Raw genomic sequence first — 23,955 nt, forward strand, 5'->3', positions numbered from 1 at the left:
GTTATAGTTTTAAAAGGTTAGCTGAACTCCGGCTGTTATTACTTTTAGGGGAGGCAGAAAGCCATAGCTTGAAAATTCAGGATCTCCGTCTTTGTATTTTGTGAAGGTCAGCAGGTTTTGCCCCTGCATGATTACCTTGAACTGAAAAGCCTTTACATGTATGGGTACGTCATAGGAAATAGAAATGTTTTTAAGACGGATATAAGATGCATCGGTAATGGAGCCAGTACTTTCGGTATATAAATTATCCCCGTTTACAGCATTAATGTTAGATCCTGTCGCATATCTCTGAAAATCTGCCATATCATTGGGCTGTTTCCAGTTGTCGACCATTCTTACTGGCTGATTTGACATCAGGCCTGCTACTCCCATAGGATAAGACCTGTTTTTTTGTTTCACAAATTGAAATAAGAAATCCAGTGCAAATTTTTTATAACTAAAGGTATTTTGGATTCCTCCATAGTATTTCGGGTTTAAATCAACCACCGTTTGTTTGTCGTCAGGAAAAGTAATTTTTCCGTCTTTGTTTACATCTTCAAATTGATAGATTCCGGTTTGCGAATTAACGCCCTGAAATTGATAGAATAGCTTTATGTTTAAGGGCTGTCCGATGCGATATTGCTGGCTGTATGAAGAAGCTTGAAGTCCAGGAAAGCTTACGAGCCTGTTTTTTGCAAAAGTAATATTGAAATTGGTCGTCCAGTTAAAACTTCCACTATTGAAGTTAACAGTACGCAGTGTAAATTCCAAACCACTATTTTCGACTACTGCATCCAGATTGGACTGTAATGAGGTAAAACCTGTTGTACCAGGTAAAGGATAACCGACCAATTGGTTCGATGACCTGTTTTGATACCATGCCCCTGTTGCTAAAATTCGGTCCTTAAGAAACCCCAATTCCAGCGCTATTTCCAGTTTTTTGTTGGTTTCCCAACCAAAATCGGCATTAAAGAGTCTGGATGGCTGCAGTCCAATAGCGCCATTGTATAATACTCCTGATGTTCTGTAGGTATCCAGATACTGGTAATCACCGATTTGATCGCTCCCGGTAATACCATAACTGGAACGCAGTTTTCCAAAGCTGAGCCATGAACTATTTACCAGAAGATTCTCTTTGCTAAAAATCCATGCAATACCCGCTGCCCCGAAATTCGCAAATTGATTCCCGGGACCAAAACGACTAGAACCATCACGTCTGGCGGTCAGATTCAAAATATAACGTTGTTGAAGGGTATAATTAAGTCTTCCAAAAAAAGCCTGATATTTATAAACCGTTTCATCATCGAGTGTAATACTGACTGTTTTGGCGGCAGCCAGATTATAAATCAGGCTGTTGGAGGCAAATCCTATACCGGACTGGTAAAGCTTTTCAGTGGTTTGGCTTTGAAAGGTTGCCCCCAGAAGAACATCAAATTTTCCAGCCCCAAACGGCTTAGACCAGTTGATCTGAGGCTCAACGATCCATGAGCTGCGCTGGGTATCATTGAGGAATATACCAGCGTTGGCACTGCTGACATTATAAACAGGATTATATATCGTAGTGGGCACTATTCTGGTTTCTTTTGTCTCTAGTGAAGTAAAACCAAAACTGCTTTTAATAAAAAGATTGGGAAGTATTTCATAGGATAACAGCGTATTGGCAAGAAGATCATTGGTTTTAGATTCAAATTTGGTATTGAGGTTTCTGAGCGGATTGTTCCATGTTGCGTTTTCCCAATTCAGATCTCCATTGGTCTGGTAGAGTGCCGGTGCATTAGGAGGCAGTGCACGCGCATCATATGTAAAATCATAGGAAGGCTGATTATTGTCCTGAATAGTATAGCCTGCAGAGAAATTGATTTTGAATTTATTATTCTGGGAATGGTGATTCAGATTCAACTGACCTCCTCCTCTTTTATAGAGAAAATTACCGGGGAAAACGGTACTTTCACGATGGAAACTCCCACTGAGCAGAAACTGTGTGTTATCAGAACCACCCGATAGGGTGCCTTGAAAGTCAGAAATCTGCGCTGTTCCGCCTAAGAGTTCTTTCTGCCAGTTGGTGTACCGATTTTGGTCCCATGTTCCGTTGATGTCATAGTCTGAGGCTTTATACTTTGCAATTCCATCATTGGCATAAGCCTGTTTACGCATTTGCAGATACTGCTGTGTATTCATCAGTTTCATGAATTTAGTCACACTGCCTGTTCCTGTAGAAGTATTGAAATTAAAAGTTGTTTTCCCTGCTTTCCCTTTCTTTGTGGTAATGAGTACCACGCCGTTTGCTCCTCGGGAACCATAAATAGAAGTTGCATCTGCATCTTTTAAAACTTCAATGCTTTCTATATTATCGGGATTGATATTGTTTAGAGGACTTGTAACTTTTGGAAAGGCAGTGCCCGTTAAATTTGACCCAATTGGGTCAGAGGCATAAGGCACGCCATCTATAATATAAAGCGGCGCATTGGCATCTGTTCGCAGGCTGTTTTGTCCCCTGATTTTGATATCAAATCCACCTCCGGGCAAACCGGTCTGCTGAGTGATGTTAACTCCTACCATGCGTCCTTGCATAACGGCCAGTACATTCACTACCGGCTGGTTTTCAATATCTTTGGAGGTGATGCGTGCAATGCTTCCTGTTCGCTCACTTTCCCTGACGGAATAATATCCGGCATTCACCCGTACTTCCTGGAGTGTAGTTGTATCATAAAGAAGTTGAATGTCTACAACTTTGCGTTCCTTAACAGGAATATAAGCCGTTTTGTATCCAATAAAAGATACTACTAAAGTATCTGATGGCGCCGCAGCAAGTGAATATTGTCCACTGTAATCGGATATGACTGCAGAATTTAGTTTGCTCTTAATAGAAACAGTCACCCCAGGGAGAGGACTGGATCCATCGGTTATAGTTCCATGAACCTGTGATTGCTGAGGTAAAAATCTGAAAGACGGTTTTGTATTGGCAAAAGAAGATGAAAAAGCGAAGCAGATACCCATAAAAATTAGGCAATAAAGAGCTCTTCCATCCTTGTAAAATGAAAAATTATTCATAATATTGGGATTGGTTAGTTAAAGTGATTTGATTAGCTACGGTCCTCTATGAAAGTTTGGCTACAGAATAGAGGGCCATTTTTTATGTATTAAGTAAACGGCTTAATGATCATAATGAACGATTTTTTTTTAACGCAGGCATTGATAGTTTAAAGGATTCGACTTTTTAGGATGCGAAATTCAAACAGATAAGAAGAATGTTGCTAAGAATAAATAAGAGAGTTATTTTAAAAAAAAGGCATGGAACTCGACTTATAGTTTTCAAGGCACTGGCGGCGCCCTACCACAAATAAGTGAGCCCACGCCATAAGACGTGAGCATCTTACTTATCCTCTCGTGGTATTTAAAACGCCAGTTTTTGAAAACGAGATTCTAAGCGAATGCTTCAATTTTTTATATGAAGAATCGCAAAATTATTTAATTAAATGCTTAAAGCAAATATTATTGAATAATAATTCAAACAATAAGCAAATATAACAAAATATATTAATTTGTTATAAGATCTTATAACATTTTTTTAAAGAATTATCACGCCTTTTGTTTAAAAGCTTAAAAAATGGAGAAACACAAGGAAAAAAAATTAGAAAAATTTGGTTTACATATAAAAAAGCTTCGAACCGAATTGGACATAAGTCAAGATAAAGTGGCGTTAAATAGTGATAAGCTTATTAAAGCTACAATAAGTGATATTGAAAATGGAAAGAGAAATCTCTCATTCACTACTCTTTTAGATCTAGCAAAGGGGCTAGGTAAGCACCCAAAAGAGTTATTAGACTATGACATAGATAAATAATTGTAAATTTTAAATAATTAGAAAGATGCTTAGGCATCTTTTTTTATGCTCGATAAAAATTTAAAACAGGTATTTATACGGTAGCCTTTTCATTATTAAAAGAATTATTTTACAACTTAGTACTGATAGAAATTATGGAAAACCGTAATAGAAAAATAAAATGGTTTTATATGTTTGGTCTTGAAGTTAATAAATGGGATAAAGCTTTATAAAATTAGATTAGTTGAGGCCATTTTAGAGCATTTATAAATGAATTACCTGCAAGTATATCGTAACATATAACAAAAAAACAGCATTTACATATGAAAATTAAAAAAATAAAAATTAAGAATTTTAGAAGCTACAAAAACGAAGTAGAAATTGAATTTGATGATTTGACAGCTTTTGTTGGTAAAAATGACATTGGAAAATCAACGGTTTTAGAAGCTTTGGATATTTTCTTCAATGACAGTAAAGGTGTTGTAAAACTTGACAAAGATGACATAAACAAACAAGCAGTTGCTGACAATGACAACGAAATAGTAATATCCGTTTGTTTTGAAGAATTGCCAACAACAATAATAATTGACAGTACAAACGAAACCACACTACAAGCAGAATATTTATTAAATTCTAGCAATCAACTTGAAATAATAAAGAAATATCCAAATGCAGGTAAAGAAAAAGTTTTTGTTAGAGCAAATCACCCGACAAGCGACAACTGTAAAGACTTGTTACAAAAGAAAAATACTGATTATCAAAAAACTATAAGGGAAAATACAATTACTTGTAGTAATCAAACGATAAATGCAGTAATGCGTAAAGCTATTTGGACACATTTTAATTCTGACCTACAATTAACTGAAATTGAAATTGATGTAACTAAAGGTGAGACCAAATCTATTTGGGATAAATTACAAAATTATTTACCTCTTTATTCGTTATTTCAATCTGATAGAAAAAATAGTGATGGAGATAGTGAAGTGCAAGATCCGTTAAAAGAAGCAGTAAAACAAATTTTGAATGATACAATACTTAAGCAAAAATTTACTGAAATTGCATTAGAAGTAGAAAATAAATTAAGAGAAGTTTCTACTAGAACACTTGAAAAAGTAAGGGAAATGAATCCCGAAATTGCGAATAGTTTAAATCCAATTATTCCACCAGTTGAAAGTTTAAAATGGGCTGATGTATTTAAAAGTGTTTCCATTACAGGTGATGATGATATTCCGATTAATAAAAGAGGTAGTGGAGTGAAAAGACTTATTTTACTTAATTTTTTTAGAGCAGAAGCTGAAAGAAGAAAAGTAGAAGAAAATATACCAAGCATTATTTATGCAATTGAGGAACCAGAAACTTCACAACATACAGACCATCAGAAAAAATTAGTATCTGCTTTTTTGGAACTTGCTACAACACCAAATACACAAGTAATTATTACGACACATAGCGCAACATTGGTTAAAGCACTAAAATTTGAGCATTTAAGGTTAGTTACAAATGATAATAATACAAAAAACATAGAAGTCATTTTGCCAAATCAACTTCCTTATCCTTCACTTAACGAAGTTAATTTTCTTGCATTTTCAGAAGTAACAGAAGAATATCACAATGAACTTTATGGTTACATCGAGTTAGAGGGAGAATTAATTAATTTCAGAAATGCAAAACCAACTGTTGCTTACAATAAGCAAATGCGAGATGGAACTTTGAAAATAGAACAGATAATTCTCACAGACTATATTAGACATCAAATTCATCATCCTGAAAACACTAATAATACAAAATATACTTTTAACAATCTCAATGACTCAATAATTATGATGAGAACATTTATCCAGACAATAATACCTTAAAAAAATACCAGCAAGTAACTGGTGATATGTTATTATCTCAAAAAATGATAAATTTTGACAAAAAAACTTTATACAATTTAAAATATGTTTACAAATCAATTCCAGCAACACATTTCAAAATTTTCAACTTCACCATTTTTATTTGTTGGTTCAGGATTTTCAAGAAGATATTTAGGGCTTCCAACTTGGGAATTATTACTAATGGAAATATGTAAGGATTTAAAATTAAGTAGGCCTTATAATTTTTATAAATCAAATGCTGACTCAAAGCTTCCAAAGGTAGCCTCAATAATTGGACAAGACTTTAATGATATTTGGTGGAGCAATCCGGAATTTGAAGAGAGTAGGAATCGGTTTTCCTCTTTAGCAGAAACAAAATTTTCTCCTTTAAAATTTGAAGTGGCAAAAATGATTAGTTCAAAAATTGAGTTGGTTCAAAATGACATAATAGACAAAGAATTAAAACTTTTAAAAAAAATTAATATTGACGGTGTTATAACGACAAATTGGGACCAATTATTAGAGCGTACATTTCCTGATTTTAATAAATTTATCGGGCAAGAAGAGTTAATTTTTTCTGAACTATATTCTATCGGTGAAATTTATAAAATTCACGGTTGTTCATCAAAACCTAACTCATTAATAATAACGGAAGAGGATTATTTAAACTACGAGGAACGTAATGCGTATCTCGCAGCAAAACTATTAACTATTTTTATTGAAAATCCAATAATATTTGTTGGTTATAGTTTAGATGATAAAAATATACAATCAATTTTAAAATCTATAATCAAGTGTCTAACAAAAGAGAAAGTTGAAAAATTAAAAGATAGACTAATATTTTGTCAGTGGAGTTCTGAACAAATAGAACCAACAATAATTGATAGTACATTGCTTATTTCAGATACTGTTATACCGATTAAATTAGTTGTTTTACATGATTTTATTGATCTATTCACCGTATTAGCAAATAATAAAAGGAAATTACCAATAAAAATTCTTCGTCAAATGAAAGGAATGGTTTACGATTTTGTAAAATCGAATACTTCAAAATCAAAAATTTACGTAACTGATAATTTGGAAGATATTGAAAAATTACATAATGCGGAATTTGTTTATGGAGTTGGGTTAAAAGATAAATTTGCCGAAGTTGGAATAAAAGGTATTGAGTTAAAAGATATTCTTACTGATACGATTAATTCTAGAGAATGGGATGCTGTAAAAATATCACAACTCTGTTTGCCATATTTAAACGGAAAATATATTCCCTATTTTAAGCATTTAAGAAATGCAGGTTTTTTGAATGAAAATTCGAAAATTGACGAAGATAATGATACGACAGAATTTTCTCCAGGTTTTATTAAAAAAGTTAACGAAGTACAAATAGAAAGTTTTTATCCATCAGCAAATTATATCCGAAAAAAGGACGAAATAAATGCAATTTTTCAATCGTTTAATGAATTGAAAGAGACAGGGAATCATTTACATGTTTTAGTTTATACGCCCTTATTGTTTGTGGACAAAATAAATTTAGAGCATTTAAGACAATATTTAGATGAAAATTGTGAATTCTTAAATAATAGTTCATTGGGAACACATTTTAGAAAATTAATTTGTCTTTATGACTACTTAACGTATACAAATAACCACAGTTAATACATTGTAGCAATATGAGCTGCCATATCTTTGCAAAATACTCAGAGCTGACCAGCGCAATAATAAGTTAATAAAACCAATGAAAGTTAACTAAATGAAAAAGCCCGCAGAAATCTGAAAGGCTAATTAGTTAAAAGTAAGAATGAATCTGTTTTTTAGATTCCTCGATAGAAACTTTTCGAAACTAAATTATTTTTTAAGATTTTTTTTGAAATTTAAGATTTATAAAAAGTCAATTACTATATTCGTTAAAATTATTTTTATGATCGCTTTAGAAGAAGATTTACGTGTAAGAAAAGATACTTTAAATGAGTTTAAAGATGTTACATTAAGAGTTTTAAATTATCTTCCCAATGTTCTTACAGGAGATAAAATTAAGAGAGATTATAAACTCCATGTTTCAAATTCTGCCGGACTTACAAAGGCACTTCGTCCAATAAATCAAATTTTATTTATCTATGACCCTATTATCTTTGAAAGTGATTTTAATCGCTTAATGATGCTTTTTAGTAAAATGAAGATTAGAGATAATGAATATGCTGAAGCGGAATTATTTTTGATAGATAGTGTGCTTTACACAATTCAACAATCAATTGGATGTGGGTTTGATTTGCTTTCGACTTCGAATAGTGGAAGAAAACATGTAGGAAATCGCTTTGAGGAATTAATGAGGGCTGTTTTTAATGAATTAGAAATATCAAATACCCGTAAAGTTCTACAGATACCTTACGTGACGGATGATGGGGAAAAAATTTATAAATGTGAAATGGACTTAATAATTTCACCATATAAAAAAGTAAAATCAACAAGCACGCATTTAGATGAGAATGAAATTGTAGTGTCGGTAAAAACTACTTCAAAAGATAGAATGGGTAAAATGTTTATAGATAAAATATTACTTGAAAAGTTTGTAAAACATAAACAAAAGGTAATTGGAATTTTTTTAAATGATGTACAAAGAAGTAAAGACAATAATACTTCATTTACATTGGTGTCCAATCTATTTATGGTTTATACTCAATTCCTAACTGAGCTTGAAGGGGTGTACTATTTAGATCCGCCACCCAATGCTCATAAAAGCCCATTTAATAAACATATGGCTCCTTTCTCACAATTAGTGACTAAAGATATTTGGAATCTTTTACCCTCTCAACTTTGATCTTCTTTTTTGTGAGGCATCTGAGTCGTTGCCAGCCTTTATCCTCTTTATAAGTTTAGAGTCAGATACTCGATTTTTTATAACTTCACAGTATTCTTCTTCTAATTCTGTTCCTAACCATTTTCTGTTATAAGCCTCCGCCACAGCGTAGGTGGTTCCAGAGCCTCCAAAAGGGTCTAATATAATGCTATCCTCATTTGAAGAAGAAAGAATAATCTTTCGTAATAGTTCAATAGGTTTCTGCGTTGGATGTACAGTTTTTTCCCAAGAACCATTTGAGATAGTAGGAATTTCAATTACATCTTTTGGTTTTGCTCCTAGTGGGTTAGGAGTCCATTCGTGTTTGTTTTTCGAACCATTTGCAAAATGTGAACTATCTCCTTGCTTTCTTGTAGGGTATTTGGTCGTATGTTCATTGTAAGGAATTCTTACATGATCTAGATGAAATATAAAATTAGTACTTTTTCTTAAATGTAAAATACTTTCATGAGATCTACCCCAGTCCTTTCCTAAGTTACCTTTATTTCTATAAAACCAAATTAACCATTTACATCCGTTAAATAAATCAGATGAGGCCCATTTAAGATCAGCTAAAATTTCAGAGAAACCACAGATATATAGTGACCCTTTTTTAGTTAAGACACGATGAGCTTCTGTTATCCATTGCATACTCCATTCAATATATTCTTTCTGTGAAGAAAAAGTATCCCATTCTGCTTTTTTAATATTATACGGAGGATCTGCAAAGATTAAATCAATTGATTCACTTTCAATGCTTTTTAGAAAATTGATTGCATCGGATCTATATAATTTACCTATTTTTGTTTCGATATATGGAGTGAAATTTAGAGTCTTTCTTTCTTCGAGAACTTTTGGGTTTTCGTTAGAAATTTCTAATTTTAATCCATTTATACTGCTTTCATCATATACTCTGTAATTATTAATAGGGTGCCTAAAACTTTTAAACTTACCTGATTTATCCCAACGACGTAAAGTAGTTGAACTTACACTTAATTGATTAGCAGCTTCGCTCACAGTATAATATTTTTCCATATTTTAAGATTATACAACGTTGTACAAGATTACGCAGCGAAGATACAATATTTGTATTAAAATAATAATATTTTGTTTTCTTAAAATTTAAATTTATTTTCATTTCTTAAAATTAAATATTAAGTAGTTTAAATTGTTTATTTAGTTTTAAGAATATTTTTGCGTTGTTGTTTCTAAAAAAAAAATACTGGATTATTGCTTTTTAAGGCTTTGTATTTCAATAAGGGATGATTACTTGAGTTAAAATTTTCAGATTATAAGAAGATTAATTGCGCTGGGCAATTCAAGAGAATAAAGTGTTAGGGTCAGTTTATTATGAAATTTTCTATTTTCTAAACAGTTTTTTTGATGAAAAAAGCCCTCCAGAAATCTGAAAGGCTTAATTAAGCAAAAGTGAGAATGAATTTATTTTTTAGCTTCCTCGATAGAAACTTTTCTAAACTCTTTTAAAAGTTTCTCAATTTCCAAAGTTGATTTACGAGCTCTTGCTCCAGCAGCTTTCACACTTTTTTCAATTAGTGAATCTGATTCTGTTTTAAAAGTTTCTATTTCTGCGTTGATTTTTGCAATCAGATCTTTCATGATACATTTTTTTAAATTAAGATTGCAAAAGTAAAATTTTGCGCCAGAAACAAAACGGTACAATCGAGAAAATGTTGTTATATGTCTTCTTTTTTTAACTGTTTAATAAAATAGCTAACAGATAAACCAGTCCTGGATTGAAATGCATTTGTAAAACGAGCAGTGGTACTAAAGCCTGCTTCATCACCTAATGCACTAATTTTATAAGTGCGGTAGGTACTAGAATTTTTAAGAAGATCTATGAGATAGTCAATCTTCAGGTCATTAATGTAGTCTACAAATCCTTTGTCTTTGTGATGGTAAATTACTTTAGATAAATACTTGCTGTTGGAATTAAATGCAACTGTAAGTGTGGCTAGTGTCAAAGTTTTGTCAAGAAATTTTTTCCCTTTTTCAAATTTTTCCAATTGCTTTAATATTACCTGAACCGCTTGTGGTGTGACATCTAACAAGTCGGATTTCTCTAATCGTGGTTTTAAAACATTTTTTGCATCAATTTTTTTTAATAACTCATCAAATTTTATTTTGTTGAGCTTTTTATTTTTGAAATGTCTGTAGGTAAAATAAATGATTACTAAAAACATAATTAAAATAATGGCTATGAACACGACATCATAGTATCTCTCATAAATCAACTGTTGGCGAATTTTAGCTCTATCAATTAAGAGTTCCTTCGTATCATACTCTTTATGAACTTTTCCAATCAAATATTTATTTGTATCAGTTAGTAAGGAATCTGCTTTAAGGAGCTGATCTATATAGTATAGTTGTGAGTTAAGATCTTTCTGTTTTTTATAGTATTTAATTAGCAGTTCAAATACTTCCTTTAAATCCGGACGAATGTATGCTTTTTCTTTAAAGGTCTGATTAACTTTTTGAAAGTAAGGAATTGCTTTGGAGGGAGAGTTAAGTTTCCAGTAACTCTTTCCGATATAAAAGTTAGCTATTGATTCATTAGCAAATTCCGTACTGCTATTTAATTTAGGCAGAACATCCTGCAATGTTTTTATAGCGGTATTAAAGTTATTTTTAAAATATTGATTAATGCCTTCCGAGTGCTCGAAAAACACTTTCATCTCGGGAATTTTTAATTTGTCGCATTCTTGAATTCCCAACAGATTAGTTTTCGAGCAGAGATCGTAATCACCTACTTTGTTATAACAAACTCCTAAGGAATGAAGTGAATTTAAATAGGGTCGGGGCTCTTCGTTTCTAAAATAGTCAATGCATTCTTTTAAAAGAGAAATAGCCTCATCATAAAATTCAAGATAATATTTTATCTGCGCGATGTTATATTTCACCTTATAAATAAGGTACTTGTCATCGGATTTTGAAATGTGCTCGTTCGCTTTGATATAATAATTATATGCTTCATTGTACTTCTTCTGGCTATAATATACAATTCCCTTTGATAAAAATGCAGAACCAATTATTGCCTGATTATTTGATTTTTTAGCGAAGTGAATCATACTGTCAGCATATTGCAGGCGTAATTCAACAGGTGACTGATGAAGCATGTTTTGATAGCCATAAACAACTTCTCTCCAGTTATTTTCTTTTTTAGCCTTGAATAAATAGGAATATAAGTAGAGAGAAGCTTTAGTGCTGTCATTTTTATTCTCATAGATTTTTTCGTCTAGATAATCAAAACTTTTTGTCTTTAGAGAATCAGGGATTTGACTTAGACTCGTTTGGGCAGTAAGGCATTTTGTTAAAAGTAGAAATAGAAGTGCATATAATTTACTATTCATAATGCATGGATATTGTGAATTCATGCCTATAAAAAACATGGATCTGATTAAAACATTTAAATGAAAGCTACAACAAAATAAAGTATTCAAAAATAATGTAAACATTTGTAATACAATGTTTTGTTGTAAGAAAATTACTTTGTTGATTTCATGGAAATCGATAGTCGATTTCATGGATATCCACAAACATGCCCTTTTTTTATTGTTTTGGTCCTCATAGATTTGCTTCGAATTCAATAGCAAAAGGTTTAGCATAGTGCTAAATAAAAGTTCTGCTACCCCGGGTGAAATGAGCTGAGAAGAGATTCTCATTCACATAACCATTTTATATCATGAAAAATTTATTATTTACCATTTTGACCATTTTGTTTTGTTCATGTTCAACAGATGATTTCGCAGATAGTGAAACGCAGATCAATCCGAAAGCTTCTGTTTTAGAATCATTTGAAGTAAAATCAAACTTTCACTATGAATCAAAGGAGAAAGGTTTGTTAAGAAAAATTAAAGTTAGAAATCAAATACTAGTAGTTCCTGAGAGAATATCTGATCAAATCATCTCACTTGTAAATCATAGGCACGTAAAAGCAAGTTCAACGAAGTTAGATAATCAGACTTTATCCAATGATACAATTGTGATGGAAACAACTCCTGTAGGAGCCTTATTTGTAATTGTAGAAGAAAGCTTGCTAGGTATTCCTCTGAAGGAAAACATTAAGAATTATATTGTTAGTCTAAATGCCTTAAAAGGCCAAGACGATGGTATAATAGATGATTATATTATACAGTATGAAATAGGAAAACGTACTGACCAATCTCTGAGCGTTAATGAAAAGAATACGATTTTGACTATTTCGTCTGTTTCAGAAGCTGTACTTTACAGTGAAAAGAAACGTAAGGACAGAGATTGGGAGACATCAACTACTAGTAGATAGAATAACTTTTTGTGATGCTTAATTCTAGCAATATGATTGTAAATCGCATGATTTTTTAACTCTCATTTTTACCACTATCTAGCCTTTTGTATGATGAAAAAACGACCAATATTCTATTTTATACTTTTCCTTTTTAATCTGTTCACTCTTTATTTTATTATTGACCTGTTGAGTTACGATGAACTTATCAAATATATTCTAAATCAAGGTAGGCATATAGAATGCCCGAGGAAGCTTGCTTATTTGCTGCTATTGTGCTCATTTGCTAATCTATATTTTCAGTTTTTTATGTGGATGGAATATCTTTTTAAGGACAAAATCTAAAAAAATAATATGCTTTAAATGATAATTTATGATCAAGGAAATATTGAATACGGAAGTTAAAAGCAAGGAAAATGAAGGGTTATTTGTAAATGTTATTAAAAACTATATCGTAAAACACGAAGTGAAAGTGCCATTTCAGATCCCTAATTTTTCTGTGCTTTTAATTAAAGCTGGTAATTTGAGAATACAGTTTTCTTCTCATGGAAAAGTTATAAGACGCAGAAATTTATTGGTAATACCAGTCAATTCAATTTGTACAAGTTTGAAAGCTACTGATAATATTGAGCTATATCTTATCAGGACCTCTTTTGATTTTGTACTCGATAATTGCTATAAGAAAGAACTTGCCGATGCTTTTAGCATACTAATGCTACAGTCAGATCATAAAATCAAACTTGAAGAGAAAGATTTTACAGTTTTGTGGATGATTTATAAATTAATGTATTTTTTACAACGCAGTTCAGAGAGTCAGGAAGTTTATAAAGATCTAAAACGTATCAGTTTTAATTTATTCATATACGAACTTAAAGTCATTTACTCGAAATATGTACCTGATGCAAATTTAGATTTCAGCAGGAAGGAAAGTTTGATAATTCAGTTTCTAACAGTACTGGCGATACATTATAGAAAACAACATCATGTCCAGTTTTATGCAGGTTCGCTTTATGTGACTCCAGGGCATTTGAATAAAATGGTAAAATTGCTAACAGGTAAGTCGGCAAAAACCTTTATAATTGAAGCTCTTGTGATTGAAGCTAAGAACCTTCTTGATGATTCACAACATTCCATTGCAAAGATTGCTGATGAATTGGAGTTCAGCAGTGCAGCGAATTTTAGCGTATTTTTTAAAAGACATACTAGTGTTTTACCATCGGAATATCGTTTGAATAAAAATCGGCCACTTTAAAATCACTTATTATAATGCTAGAGATTGTTTAATTAAAACAATATAATGATGATTAAGATGTATCCTTTGGAATGGTTTGATTCATTAGTAATAACGACATTTAATCCAAATATAAGTTCCATCAATTCCATTTCAGATTTTGATTTGAAAGTGCTGTGCGACAATATTAACAGCGAATCTCAAAGAATTAAAGCCCAAATAAAAGTGGAAATATTTGAGATGAAAAGCAAACGACAAATACGATTGCTGGTTCGAAAATATCATTCATCATTTGTGTTTCTATTAGACAGTATTGTTGAAAGTAGAAAAAATGAAGTGTTTTTCACTTCGGAATTTTTGAAAATTTCTGATGTTATCATTACATCTCTTAATGATTTACTGTCATTTGTGGAGATAAGGTTTTCTAGTTTTATCAGTTTAGATCAAAGAGTACCAATTACATATCTTACCGTATGGAGAACAGAGTTTCAAACGAATTTGGAAGTATTACTCAAAAAAAAAAGATTGGATGAAGAGCAAAATAAGGAATTCAAAATGATTATTAATTTGTTGCTATCTCAGCTTTATGGAAGTAAAAAAGTTAAGCTTACTTATAGGCATATACTATATCAGCGAGAATTGTTAAAAGAGCTTGAAGATTTTAGTTACTTTGAATCTGAAATAGAATGTGTTTCCTCTTTAGATATATTGCTAATTAGATTGAATTTTAACTGTACCGAATATACAGATCATTTAATTGAAAAATTTGTCAATTATTTAAGCAGTTTTGAGATCTTATCTGAAAGATTTGAAAATGTGCTCTACTGTTACACAAAGTTAGTTCAGATTAATTCCAATTTAAAAATAACATTTAATCCTTCACGACAAAACCTCATTACATTTCTAGAATATTGGTTTGAAAATGAAATCAAGTATTTTGAAAAAAAGATAAAGCTTTTGCTTCAGGAACAGAGGAGTATGACCGATGGGAACAGTATTAGGCAGTCATCAGATATTGGTAAACTTGAATGCATCTTATCAGTTGATCAAATTGGTCTTATTTTAAGGGCAACAGATGAAGCAAGAATAATAAAGGCAAAATCAATGAGTCATTTCTTTAAAAATATTGTGCCTTATCTTTCTACTCCTTTTAAGAAAGAGCTTTCTTATCAATCTGTTAGAAGTAAATCATATGGAGCTGAAGATAGGGATAAGCAAATTGCAATTGAGACTCTTGAGAAAATTATTAAGAAGATTAAATCCTATTGAACAACTTTGTAAAATTATTATATTTGGAACGAAAGTCAGTTTTTACATTTGTTAATTTGGGTATACAGATTGACTTTTTAATTTGAACGTATTATTAAAAAATAAAAATTATGACATTAATTGCAATTTTTTTTCCGTTTGTTTCTTTTTTTCTTAGAGGAAGAATTGTGACTTCGATTATTTGTTTGATTTTGCAAATTACTTTGATAGGCTGGTTGCCTGCTGCTATCTGGGCGGTTATATCCCTGCAAAATTCAAGAGCTGAAAAACGAAATAATAAATTGATAAAAGCTTTAAGGAAATAAGTAGTTTGAGAATTATTACAAATCTTTATTATTCAATTTTTACTTAGTTAATGAAGTACTATCTACTATAAATTTTTATATAAGAGTTAAATTATAAAATAAGGAAGAGGGATCCCAAAGGATTCCTCTTCCTTATTTTATGGGCTCTGTCAAGGGGTACAAAAAGGTACAACAAAGTTGTACTTGTAGAATGGATACCGTTGTTGTTCCTTTGACTGTATAATAAATCATATTCTTTATTTATGATTTTATGATGGAGTGAAAGTGATGTTGAACGATTAAGGAAAAGGCTATGTTTACTACTATTTCGTGGAGTAATTATTTAATTACTGTTGGTGTCCTATTATTTTGCTGGTATTTATTTTTAATAGTAAAGTTTTACGCTGTGGAACTAAAACAGCTCTTTACAGGAGAGAAAAAACTAAGTTTTCCAAGTAGGAAAAATTCCTTCGTCACCAATTCTGGTTTTAATATTTCGGATGGGGGATTATTGAAAAATTCTCAGAATACTGCAATTCCAGATTCGCATTCTGTTGCTATGGAAGACTTAAATGAATTGTCTTTACGCCTTTCTCTTGCTATTGAAGAAAGTGCAGTAGAGAGCTTAGGTTCCCTGGAATTTCAAAATTATCTGCGGTTTATTCTTAGTGAATATTCTTTTGTAAAGATTTCTTCTTTACGTGAAAACATAAATAAACATATAGTCTCTGAATGCGTTAAGCACCCACAACTTATTTTAACTTTTGAGCAGGTTGATCGATTGTGGGAAGAGACTATTTAATAAAAAAAGTGGAGGAATGATACCTGTTCTCTCTGGTGCGGTATGGCTTTATGTGACAAGGAAATAGAGTTTGCAACGGTGATATTCCTCTACTTATTTATAGTATGAATTAAAACTTTAAAAATGATGTGTGATGAGAAAGAGTGATTGGAAATTAAAGGAAGTTGAAAGAAAACTGGCACTGCAGTTCTTTCTTGTACTGTTGTGTGTTTTTTTTCATTTTGAGAGTTTTGCTCAAGATGGAGTAGCAGGAATTAATGAAGCAAACCAGAAGGTTAGGAGTTACTTTGATGCGGGTACAGAGCTTATGTATGCAGTTGGAGCATTACTTGGTTTAATTGGTGCTGTCAAGGTTTATCAGAAATGGAATGCCGGTGATCCGGATACGGGAAAAGTCGCTGCGGCCTGGTTTGGAAGCTGTGTTTTTTTAGTGGTAGTAGCCACTGTTATCAAATCATTTTTTGGAGTTTAGAATTAAAAATAACAAAAGAATGAGTAATAGTGTGTATCAAATCAACAAAGGGATTAATCAAAGTATAGAATTTAAAGGACTTAAGGCTCAATACATTTGGTACTTGGGTGGTGGTGTAGTAGGGCTTATGATTCTTTTTGCAATCTTTTATATAATTGGACTACCGTCAATTTTCTGTGTAGGTTTTATTGGAATTTGTGGAGGCTTTCTGGTTTTTAAAATTTACCAAATGAGCAATCAGTACGGAGAATATGGTATGATGAAGGCGTTAGCAAGAAAACAAATTCCTAAGATAATTAAAATCTACACAAGGAAAGTTTTTCTAATGTGATGGTTCTACAACGTTAACGATAAAGAGGGATTGAGATGGAGAAGAAGATAGATGATATTTTGCCTATTATGGCAATTGAACACGACTGTATTTTATCAAAACAAGGAGATGTAACCATTGTGTTTAAAGTTGAACTTCCTGAGATTTTTACTTTGTCTGACCAGGAATATGAAGCTTTCCATCAATCGTGGATTAAGGCTATTAAAGTGCTTCCTAAGTTTTGTGTTTTTCATAAGCAGGACTGGTTTTTGGAAAGTACTTATCAAGCTGATTTTTCAAGTGAGGATAGTAGTTTTTTAACTCGAAGCAGTGAGCGATTTTTTAATGAAAGACCTTTTTTAGATCATTCTTGTTATATTATGCTGACTAAGAAGCCGATGGGAAGAAAAAGTTCGAGTTCTTTATTTTCAAATTTGATAAGAAGCTCAATAGTGCCTGAAGAAACCTTAAAAGCAAAATTACTACAAGATTTTATTGACAGTACAGGGCAGTTTAAACGCATCATGGAAGATAGCGGTTTTGTAAAGTTTAAACGCTTGGGGAATAATGAACTGAAAAGTCAGAGTAGAAAGATGGGCCTTATAGAACAGTACTATTTTTTATCTGAGCGAGAGAGCTCTTTTATTTATAAAGATATAAAATTTGATAAAGGTTTGGAAGTAGGAAACAAACACTGCCAGCTTTTTACTTTAGGAGATGCGGCAGACCTACCGTCTTTATGCGGATCCAGAATTAATTATGATCGTTATTCCACTGACAAAACAAAATTCAGTGTTGGTTTTGCATCGACTCTTGGACAACTTTTATCATGCAATCATATTTACAATCAGTATATTTTTATTGAAGATGCTCAAAAGACTATTCAAAAGTTAGAAAGTAAACGACTGCGTCTGCAATCCTTATCCGCTTACAGCAGAGAAAATATGATTGCCCGCGATGCTACAAATGATTTTTTGAATGAAGCCATCGCCCAACAGAGACTTCCAGTAAAAGCACATTTCAATGTATTGGCCTGGACAAGTGATCCCGAGGAATTGAAGGAAATTAAAAATAAGGTTTCCTCAGCTCTGGCTCAAATGGATTCCGTTGCAAAGTTAGAGACGGTAGGGGCTCCTCAAATCTATTGGGCTGGAATTCCTGGAAATGCGGCTGATTTCCCTATGAATGACACCTTTGATACCTTCACGGAGCAGGCTGTTTGTTTTTTGAATATGGAGACAGGTTACAGATCCTCGTTAAGTCCTATGGGAATTAGACTTGGAGACCGCCTAACGGGAAAACCTGTTCATGTAGATATCAGCGATGAGCCTGTAAAGATGGGTATCTGCACGAACCGCAATAAATTTATACTTGGGCCATCAGGAAGCGGCAAATCCTTTTTTACCAACCATATGGTCAGAAGTTATTATGAGCAAGGAACTCATGTAGTTTTAGTAGATGTAGGACACAGCTACAAAGGCTTATGTGATATGGTAAATGGGTATTATTTCACTTATGATGAAAAGAATCCCATCCGATTTAATCCTTTTTATATCGGAGAAGGAGACCACCTCGATACAGAGAAAAAGGAAAGTATAAAAACACTTTTGTTAGCGTTGTGGAAAAAAGACGATGAGACCTTTAATCGAAGCGAGTATGTAGCCTTATCGAATTCTCTGCAGCTATATTATGAAAAAATGGAAGTTAACTCTGATATATTTCCATGTTTTAATAGTTTTTATGAATTTTTAAAAGAGGATTTTGTGTCAATTTTAGAAGGCGATAAAGTAAAGGAGAAAGATTTTGACGTGAATAATTTTCTTTATGTACTTAGACCTTATTACAAAGGAGGAGAATTTGACTACTTGCTCAACGCAACTGAAAACCTTGATCTTTTAAGGGAACGGTTTATTGTTTTTGAACTGGATAATATTAAAGATCACCCGATTCTTTTTCCTGTGGTAACCATTATTATAATGGAAGTTTTTATCAGTAAGATGAGAAAACTGAAAGGAATTCGTAAAATGATTTTGATTGAAGAGGCATGGAAAGCAATTGCAAAAGAGGGAATGTCAGAATATATTCGGTATTTATTTAAGACTGTTAGGAAGTTCTTTGGAGAGGCTATTGTAGTGACTCAGGAGGTAGAAGATATTATTTCATCACCTATAGTAAAACAGGCTATTATCAACAACAGTGATTGTAAAATACTGCTGGATCAAAGTAAGTATCAAAATAAATTTGATCTGATTCAGGAACTTTTGGGACTTACAGAAAAGGAAAAAGCTTTAGTGCTTTCCGTAAATAAGTCTAATGATCCTGACAAAAAATACAAAGAGGTCTTTATCTCACTAGGGGGGATGTCATCCAAGGTATATAGAACAGAAGTTTCACTCGAGGAATATTTGGCTTACACAACCGAGGAGAGTGAAAAAGTAAAAGTGAATGCTTATGCTAAAAAATTTGATGGTGATATTAAAAAAGGAATTGCAGCGCTGGCTTTGGATATGAAAAATGGAAAATAAAATGAAGAGGAAAAATGAAAATAAAAATTGTTGTTGGTATAATATGTTTGTTGCTTGTCTGTACTCCGGTAAGACCATCTACTACGATAGCTGTAATTCCTATTTTGGAAATTGTAAAAACGGTTACTAAAAAAGTAATCAAGGCTATTGATTTAAGAATACAAAGACTTCAAAATAAAACGATCTGGCTACAGAATGCCCAAAAGCAGATAGAGAATGTCTTATCTAAATTAAAACTAGATGAGATATCGGATTGGACAAAAAAGCAGCGTGATCTCTATAAAAATTATTATGAAGAACTCATGAAAGTAAAGTCAATTATTACCTATTACCAGCGTATAAAAGAAATTACCAATAAGCAGACAAGGCTGATTTCGGAATATGAAAGGGCCTGGAACCTTTTGCAAAAAGATAAACATTTCACTGCTTCAGAGGTCGAATATATGGAAAAAGTTTATTCGGGAATTTTAGAAGAAAGTGTAAAGAATATTGATCAAATATTTTTGGTTTTGGATTCTTTTACAACTGAGATGAGCGATTTTAAAAGACTGGAAATTATAAACAGTGCTGCGGATCAGATTGATGCCAATTATGATGACCTGCTTATTTTTAATAGGCAGAATGTGCTCTTGAGTCTTCAAAGAGCCAAAACGACTAATGATGTAAATAAAGTTAAACAATTCTACGGAATTCCGTAATTAAATAGAGGTATCATGAAAAAGTTAATTTTAGTGCTATTACTGTTATTTATTAGTACTGCGTATTTGCAGGCACAATCAAAGTGGCGAAAAGAACTAATTCTACAGATTGCTGCTTTGCAAGTGTATATTGATTATGCCAAAAAAGGCTATGATATTGCAAAAAAGGGGCTTCATTTTATTGGAGATCTTAAAAAAGGAGAAGTGAATCTACACAGTGATTATTTTAATTCGCTGAAGAAAATTAATCCCAATATCAAGGGGTATACAATAGTTGCTGAGATTGTTTTACTGCAGCTCAAAATTATCAAAATCTCCAACGGCACTTTTAAGCAATTAAGACAAGATGATTTATTTCACAGTAATGAATTGGATTATATAGAGCGGTCATTTAACAGACTCTTTGAGAACTGTAACAGGACATTGGATGATCTTTTAATTCTTACAACAGAAACGAAACTGGAGATGAAAGATGATCAGAGATTAAAACGAATTGATAATTTGTATAGAACAATGATGAATGATTATACTTTTTGTGTGTCTTTTAGTAACGAAACAAAAATGCTTTCACTCTCTAAGTCTAAGGATAGTAATGATACTAAAGTTGGTTATTCATTAAACGATTTGTAAATCAAAGGATCATGAGAAAAGCAATTGCATTATTTACGATGATTGTCTTATTGTGCTTGCCAAACAAAGTAGTGGCGCAGGCTCAGGAAATTCAACAACTGATTTTGAATATTGAAAAACTCAGCCAGTTCAAACAGATTCTCAGTGATATGAAAAAGGGGTACGAGATTTTATCAGGAGGCTACAAAGCTGTTAAAGATATGTCTGAGGGAAATTTTAGCCTGCATAAAACGTTTTTGGATGCCCTGATGCTGGTAAGTCCAGTTGTAAAGAACTATAAAAGAGTGGGAGATATTATCAATTATCAAGTTCTTCTGGTAAAAGAGAGCAAAAGGGCTTTTAATCGTTTTGCCAAAAGCAATAGCTTTAGTCCTGAGGAGATTGCATATTTTGAAAAAGTGTATGGTAATTTACTTGTTCAAAGCATAAGGAATCTTGATGAACTTCTAACAATCGTCACAGCTGATAAACTAAGAATGTCAGATGATGAGCGATTGGAGGCCATCGATAAGATTTACCAAGATATGGAGGAAAAACTTTTATTTCTTCGAAGCTTTAATTCATCTTCAAATGTTTTGGCACTACAACGTGCCAGAGAAGAAAATGATATAGATACTGCCCAGCGAATTCATGAATTAAAAAAATAGAAATCATGATGATATTGAAGTTGAATAAAGCGATTGTTTTTATGATCGCAGCTCTACTATTGCCAGTAATTAGTCATGCGCAGAGCTTAGGTAGTGATATAAAAGGTTTACACCAAATTTTAGAACAGCTCTATGATGAGATGATGCCTTTATGTAATAATCTTGTTGCAGTAGGGCAGGGTATAGCGGGTTTTGGAGCACTCTGGTATATCTCTTCGAGGGTATGGAGGCATATAGCGAGTGCAGAACCAATAGATTTTTATCCACTATTTCGACCATTTGTAATTGGTTTTTGTATCATGATATTTCCTTCTGTATTAGCACTGCTTAATGGAGTTATGAAACCTACGGTGACGGCTACAGCGGCAATGGTTGAAGGTTCCAATAAAGCTATTGAAGTGTTGTTAAAAGAGAAAGAAAAAGCAATTAAAGAAACAGATCCATGGAAAATGTATGTAGGAGCCACTGGCAGCGGAAATCGTGACGAATGGTATAAATATACACATAGTGGAGAAGATCCTTCAGAGGAAAGTATGCTTTCGGGAATTGGGAATGATGTCAAATTTGCTATGGAAAAAGCTTCATATAGTTTTAGAAATTCAGTAAAAGAGTGGATGAGTGAGATCTTAAGAATACTCTTCGAAGCTGCTTCATTATGCATTGATACACTAAGAACATTTCAACTTGTTGTGCTTTCTGTCCTGGGACCTCTTGTTTTTGGAATTGCTGTTTTTGATGGATTTCAGCATACGCTCACGGTTTGGCTTGCAAGGTATATAAATATTTATTTGTGGCTTCCTGTTGCCAATATTTTCGGAAGTATTATTGGAAAAATTCAGGAGCAGATGTTAAAACTTGATATCGCACAGGTTAATAGCTCAGGAGATACTTTTTTTAGCAGAACAGATATCGCTTATTTAGTTTTCATGATCATTGGAATCATTGGATATTTCACAGTTCCATCTGTAGCTAATTACATTGTACATGCAGGCGGAGGCGGAGCATTAGGCCAGAAGGTAACAAGTATTTTTGGTAATTCAGCTAGTAGTGTAGTTGCTAAAACTTCACAAGGAGCCGGAATGGTTATGGATTCAATGGGTAATGCTGCAGGGAAAATGTCTCAGAGTATGTCTTCATCATCTAATAATTCACCCTATTTTGAAAAGAAAGGAAATTATATGGGTGATAGGCTAAAAGGGAATTCTAAATAATCTTAAAACTTTTTGTAATGTTTACTAAAATGAAAAATATTGATAGTGCTTTTAGGTACATAAGAGGCTTTACGCTTCTTGTAATTGTAGGATGCATCATAATCTGCTGTTATACTCTGTATAAAAGTTTTACGACAGTAACTCTGATGCAGGACAGGGTTTACATTCTGGCTAATGGTAAAGCTCTGGAGGCCTATTCCTCAGAGAGAAAAGATAATGTTCCAGTGGAAGCCAGAGACCATGTTAAAAGTTTTCACCGTTATTTTTTCACGCTTGATCCTGATGATAAAGTAATCAAAGCAAATATTACCAAAGCGCTTTATCTGGCTGATGACAGTGCGAAACATGTATATGATGATCTGAAAGAAAATGGATATTACTCAGGTATAATTTCGGGAAATATTAGTCAGACTATCACAATTGACAGTATTCAGATTGGTGTTGATGATTATCCTTATCGTTTTAAATGTTTTGCTAAGCAAAAAATAATTCGAAGTACCAGTATTGTAAATAGGAGCCTTATCACTGAGGGTAATTTACGCAATGTTTCCAGAAGTGATAATAATTCGCATGGTTTTCTTATTGAACGCTGGGTTACTTTGGAAAATAAAGATCTGAGTGTTGAAAATCGAAAATGAAAAGTAATGAGGAATTTAACTGAGAAACCCTTTATGAATATGGTAATTGATAAATATTTATTGCTTGTTCAGAGCAAATGGGCGCAAAAAATGAGTAGTCTCACTTCAGGTTTGTCAAAAAGAAGTTTAGTTGTTCTGTGGCTGGGATTTACAATTTTATCAGGCTGTATTAGTATTTCTATTGTTTACTGGAGTTTTGCTGGAGGTGTCTCTGGGAAAATCGATATTGTTTCTGTTTCAAAGCCTGTTATAGTAAATCAGAAATCAAAAGAGAATATTCTTAAACCGATTTTAATTTCACAAAAAGAGTATAAAAAAATAGAGAACTTCCTATCCTACAAGGATAGTCTTAAAAGAAGTTCTTCTAATAAGAAAATATATGACAGTATTAAGCTGTCTCGACCAGGCCTTCTGGATAGTCTGGTTTTTATTGAAAATTATTATAAGTCTAATGTAAAAGAGTAATGT

Annotated in this window: 22 protein-coding genes; 18 read left to right on the forward strand and 4 right to left on the reverse strand. The window is 32.5% G+C overall.

The annotated features are described in order from the left end of the window. Positions 1–9: 9 nt before the first annotated feature. Positions 10–3,030 (reverse strand): SusC/RagA family TonB-linked outer membrane protein, encoded by a 3,021-nt coding sequence (locus tag ACHRVZ_RS15905; RefSeq protein ID WP_395423733.1) that lies wholly within the window; start codon positions 3,028–3,030, stop codon positions 10–12. 556 nt (positions 3,031–3,586) lie between these two features. Between ACHRVZ_RS15905 and ACHRVZ_RS15910 the strand changes: the two genes are divergently transcribed. The 4 genes from ACHRVZ_RS15910 (at position 3,587) to ACHRVZ_RS15925 (ending at position 8,473) form a co-directional block, all read left to right on the forward strand. Beyond that, entirely contained in the window at positions 3,587–3,823 is a 237-nt protein-coding gene (locus tag ACHRVZ_RS15910; protein ID WP_395423735.1) for a helix-turn-helix domain-containing protein, read from the forward strand. Between the two features lie 302 nt (positions 3,824–4,125). Next, complete coding sequence (locus tag ACHRVZ_RS15915; protein WP_395423737.1) at positions 4,126–5,658, forward strand: ATP-binding protein; 1,533 nt, start codon at positions 4,126–4,128, stop codon at positions 5,656–5,658. An 84-nt stretch (positions 5,659–5,742) separates the two neighbouring features. Next, positions 5,743–7,314: an SIR2 family protein gene (locus ACHRVZ_RS15920; protein ID WP_395423738.1), complete on the forward strand. Its 1,572-nt coding sequence runs from the start codon at positions 5,743–5,745 to the stop codon at positions 7,312–7,314. Positions 7,315–7,576: 262 nt separating this feature from the next. Further along, positions 7,577–8,473: a hypothetical protein gene (locus ACHRVZ_RS15925; RefSeq protein WP_395423740.1), complete on the forward strand. Its 897-nt coding sequence runs from the start codon at positions 7,577–7,579 to the stop codon at positions 8,471–8,473. Here ACHRVZ_RS15925 and ACHRVZ_RS15930 read toward each other — a convergent pair. From ACHRVZ_RS15930 to ACHRVZ_RS15940, 3 genes are all read right to left on the reverse strand, one after another. Next, the gene (locus ACHRVZ_RS15930) at positions 8,456–9,526 is read right to left on the reverse strand and encodes a DNA methyltransferase (RefSeq protein WP_395423741.1); all 1,071 of its coding nucleotides are present in this window, start codon (positions 9,524–9,526) and stop codon (positions 8,456–8,458) included. The two genes, ACHRVZ_RS15925 and ACHRVZ_RS15930, sit on opposite strands and share 18 nt — an antisense overlap. Before the next feature lie 405 nt (positions 9,527–9,931). Then, positions 9,932–10,108 carry a histone H1 gene (locus ACHRVZ_RS15935; RefSeq protein WP_395423743.1) on the reverse strand — a complete coding sequence of 59 codons (177 nt, stop codon included), beginning with the start codon at positions 10,106–10,108 and terminating at the stop codon, positions 9,932–9,934. Between the two features lie 77 nt (positions 10,109–10,185). Then, a complete protein-coding gene (locus ACHRVZ_RS15940; RefSeq protein ID WP_395423745.1) occupies positions 10,186–11,859 on the reverse strand; it encodes an AraC family transcriptional regulator in 1,674 nt (557 codons plus the stop codon). Between the two features lie 332 nt (positions 11,860–12,191). On the opposite strand from ACHRVZ_RS15940, the gene ACHRVZ_RS15945 reads away from it, so the two are divergent. From ACHRVZ_RS15945 to ACHRVZ_RS16010, 14 genes are all read left to right on the forward strand, one after another. Further along, positions 12,192–12,791, forward strand: a complete 600-nt coding sequence (locus ACHRVZ_RS15945) for a hypothetical protein (RefSeq protein ID WP_395423747.1) — start codon at positions 12,192–12,194, stop codon at positions 12,789–12,791. A gap of 352 nt (positions 12,792–13,143) precedes the next feature. Next, positions 13,144–14,022, forward strand: a complete 879-nt coding sequence (locus tag ACHRVZ_RS15950) for a helix-turn-helix domain-containing protein (protein WP_395423749.1) — start codon at positions 13,144–13,146, stop codon at positions 14,020–14,022. A gap of 45 nt (positions 14,023–14,067) precedes the next feature. Continuing rightward, on the forward strand, positions 14,068–15,270 hold the full coding sequence (locus tag ACHRVZ_RS15955) for a hypothetical protein (protein ID WP_395423751.1): 1,203 nt from the start codon (positions 14,068–14,070) through the stop codon (positions 15,268–15,270). A gap of 110 nt (positions 15,271–15,380) precedes the next feature. Then, positions 15,381–15,575 carry a YqaE/Pmp3 family membrane protein gene (locus ACHRVZ_RS15960; protein ID WP_395423753.1) on the forward strand — a complete coding sequence of 65 codons (195 nt, stop codon included), beginning with the start codon at positions 15,381–15,383 and terminating at the stop codon, positions 15,573–15,575. Between the two features lie 292 nt (positions 15,576–15,867). After that, on the forward strand, positions 15,868–16,356 hold the full coding sequence (locus ACHRVZ_RS15965) for a hypothetical protein (RefSeq protein ID WP_395423755.1): 489 nt from the start codon (positions 15,868–15,870) through the stop codon (positions 16,354–16,356). A 133-nt stretch (positions 16,357–16,489) separates the two neighbouring features. Then, positions 16,490–16,828 carry a DUF4134 domain-containing protein gene (locus ACHRVZ_RS15970; protein WP_370433004.1) on the forward strand — a complete coding sequence of 113 codons (339 nt, stop codon included), beginning with the start codon at positions 16,490–16,492 and terminating at the stop codon, positions 16,826–16,828. A gap of 19 nt (positions 16,829–16,847) precedes the next feature. Continuing rightward, positions 16,848–17,159 carry a DUF4133 domain-containing protein gene (locus ACHRVZ_RS15975; protein WP_395423757.1) on the forward strand — a complete coding sequence of 104 codons (312 nt, stop codon included), beginning with the start codon at positions 16,848–16,850 and terminating at the stop codon, positions 17,157–17,159. A 35-nt stretch (positions 17,160–17,194) separates the two neighbouring features. Then, a complete protein-coding gene (locus ACHRVZ_RS15980) occupies positions 17,195–19,663 on the forward strand; it encodes a TraG family conjugative transposon ATPase (protein ID WP_395423759.1) in 2,469 nt (822 codons plus the stop codon). A gap of 14 nt (positions 19,664–19,677) precedes the next feature. Next, complete coding sequence (locus tag ACHRVZ_RS15985) at positions 19,678–20,361, forward strand: conjugal transfer protein TraI (protein ID WP_395423760.1); 684 nt, start codon at positions 19,678–19,680, stop codon at positions 20,359–20,361. A 15-nt stretch (positions 20,362–20,376) separates the two neighbouring features. Beyond that, positions 20,377–20,991, forward strand: a complete 615-nt coding sequence (locus ACHRVZ_RS15990) for a hypothetical protein (protein WP_395423761.1) — start codon at positions 20,377–20,379, stop codon at positions 20,989–20,991. An 11-nt stretch (positions 20,992–21,002) separates the two neighbouring features. Next, positions 21,003–21,638: a TerB family tellurite resistance protein gene (locus ACHRVZ_RS15995; protein WP_395423762.1), complete on the forward strand. Its 636-nt coding sequence runs from the start codon at positions 21,003–21,005 to the stop codon at positions 21,636–21,638. 5 nt (positions 21,639–21,643) lie between these two features. Then, positions 21,644–22,849, forward strand: coding sequence for a conjugative transposon protein TraJ (gene traJ / locus ACHRVZ_RS16000; protein ID WP_395423763.1), 1,206 nt, complete (start codon positions 21,644–21,646; stop codon positions 22,847–22,849). 29 nt (positions 22,850–22,878) lie between these two features. Then, complete coding sequence (traK, locus tag ACHRVZ_RS16005; RefSeq protein WP_395424150.1) at positions 22,879–23,487, forward strand: conjugative transposon protein TraK; 609 nt, start codon at positions 22,879–22,881, stop codon at positions 23,485–23,487. Positions 23,488–23,493: 6 nt separating this feature from the next. Next, positions 23,494–23,952, forward strand: a complete 459-nt coding sequence (locus ACHRVZ_RS16010) for a hypothetical protein (RefSeq protein WP_395423765.1) — start codon at positions 23,494–23,496, stop codon at positions 23,950–23,952. The last annotated feature ends 3 nt before the right edge of the window (positions 23,953–23,955 follow it).

The sequence above is a fragment of the Flavobacterium sp. FlaQc-57 genome (genome assembly GCF_044007395.1).
Taxonomy (GTDB): domain Bacteria; phylum Bacteroidota; class Bacteroidia; order Flavobacteriales; family Flavobacteriaceae; genus Flavobacterium.

What these genes read in the sequence shown, in the direction of transcription:
- ACHRVZ_RS15940 (WP_395423745.1), bottom strand. Translation starts at nt 11,859, where the DNA reads ATGAATAGTAAATTATATGCACTTCTATTTCTACTTTTAACAAAATGC.
- ACHRVZ_RS15990 (WP_395423761.1), top strand. Translation starts at nt 20,377, where the DNA reads ATGAAAAAGTTAATTTTAGTGCTATTACTGTTATTTATTAGTACTGCG.
- ACHRVZ_RS15995 (WP_395423762.1), top strand. Translation starts at nt 21,003, where the DNA reads ATGAGAAAAGCAATTGCATTATTTACGATGATTGTCTTATTGTGCTTG.
- ACHRVZ_RS15985 (WP_395423760.1), top strand. Translation starts at nt 19,678, where the DNA reads ATGAAAATAAAAATTGTTGTTGGTATAATATGTTTGTTGCTTGTCTGT.
- ACHRVZ_RS15950 (WP_395423749.1), top strand. Translation starts at nt 13,144, where the DNA reads ATGATCAAGGAAATATTGAATACGGAAGTTAAAAGCAAGGAAAATGAA.
- ACHRVZ_RS15920 (WP_395423738.1), top strand. Translation starts at nt 5,743, where the DNA reads ATGTTTACAAATCAATTCCAGCAACACATTTCAAAATTTTCAACTTCA.
- ACHRVZ_RS15960 (WP_395423753.1), top strand. Translation starts at nt 15,381, where the DNA reads ATGACATTAATTGCAATTTTTTTTCCGTTTGTTTCTTTTTTTCTTAGA.
- ACHRVZ_RS15955 (WP_395423751.1), top strand. Translation starts at nt 14,068, where the DNA reads ATGATGATTAAGATGTATCCTTTGGAATGGTTTGATTCATTAGTAATA.
- ACHRVZ_RS15965 (WP_395423755.1), top strand. Translation starts at nt 15,868, where the DNA reads ATGTTTACTACTATTTCGTGGAGTAATTATTTAATTACTGTTGGTGTC.
- ACHRVZ_RS15935 (WP_395423743.1), bottom strand. Translation starts at nt 10,108, where the DNA reads ATGAAAGATCTGATTGCAAAAATCAACGCAGAAATAGAAACTTTTAAA.
- ACHRVZ_RS15970 (WP_370433004.1), top strand. Translation starts at nt 16,490, where the DNA reads ATGAGAAAGAGTGATTGGAAATTAAAGGAAGTTGAAAGAAAACTGGCA.
- ACHRVZ_RS15925 (WP_395423740.1), top strand. Translation starts at nt 7,577, where the DNA reads ATGATCGCTTTAGAAGAAGATTTACGTGTAAGAAAAGATACTTTAAAT.
- ACHRVZ_RS15945 (WP_395423747.1), top strand. Translation starts at nt 12,192, where the DNA reads ATGAAAAATTTATTATTTACCATTTTGACCATTTTGTTTTGTTCATGT.
- ACHRVZ_RS15980 (WP_395423759.1), top strand. Translation starts at nt 17,195, where the DNA reads ATGGAGAAGAAGATAGATGATATTTTGCCTATTATGGCAATTGAACAC.
- ACHRVZ_RS16010 (WP_395423765.1), top strand. Translation starts at nt 23,494, where the DNA reads ATGAGGAATTTAACTGAGAAACCCTTTATGAATATGGTAATTGATAAA.
- traK (WP_395424150.1), top strand. Translation starts at nt 22,879, where the DNA reads ATGAAAAATATTGATAGTGCTTTTAGGTACATAAGAGGCTTTACGCTT.
- ACHRVZ_RS15910 (WP_395423735.1), top strand. Translation starts at nt 3,587, where the DNA reads ATGGAGAAACACAAGGAAAAAAAATTAGAAAAATTTGGTTTACATATA.
- ACHRVZ_RS15930 (WP_395423741.1), bottom strand. Translation starts at nt 9,526, where the DNA reads ATGGAAAAATATTATACTGTGAGCGAAGCTGCTAATCAATTAAGTGTA.
- ACHRVZ_RS15915 (WP_395423737.1), top strand. Translation starts at nt 4,126, where the DNA reads ATGAAAATTAAAAAAATAAAAATTAAGAATTTTAGAAGCTACAAAAAC.
- traJ (WP_395423763.1), top strand. Translation starts at nt 21,644, where the DNA reads ATGATGATATTGAAGTTGAATAAAGCGATTGTTTTTATGATCGCAGCT.
- ACHRVZ_RS15905 (WP_395423733.1), bottom strand. Translation starts at nt 3,030, where the DNA reads ATGAATAATTTTTCATTTTACAAGGATGGAAGAGCTCTTTATTGCCTA.
- ACHRVZ_RS15975 (WP_395423757.1), top strand. Translation starts at nt 16,848, where the DNA reads ATGAGTAATAGTGTGTATCAAATCAACAAAGGGATTAATCAAAGTATA.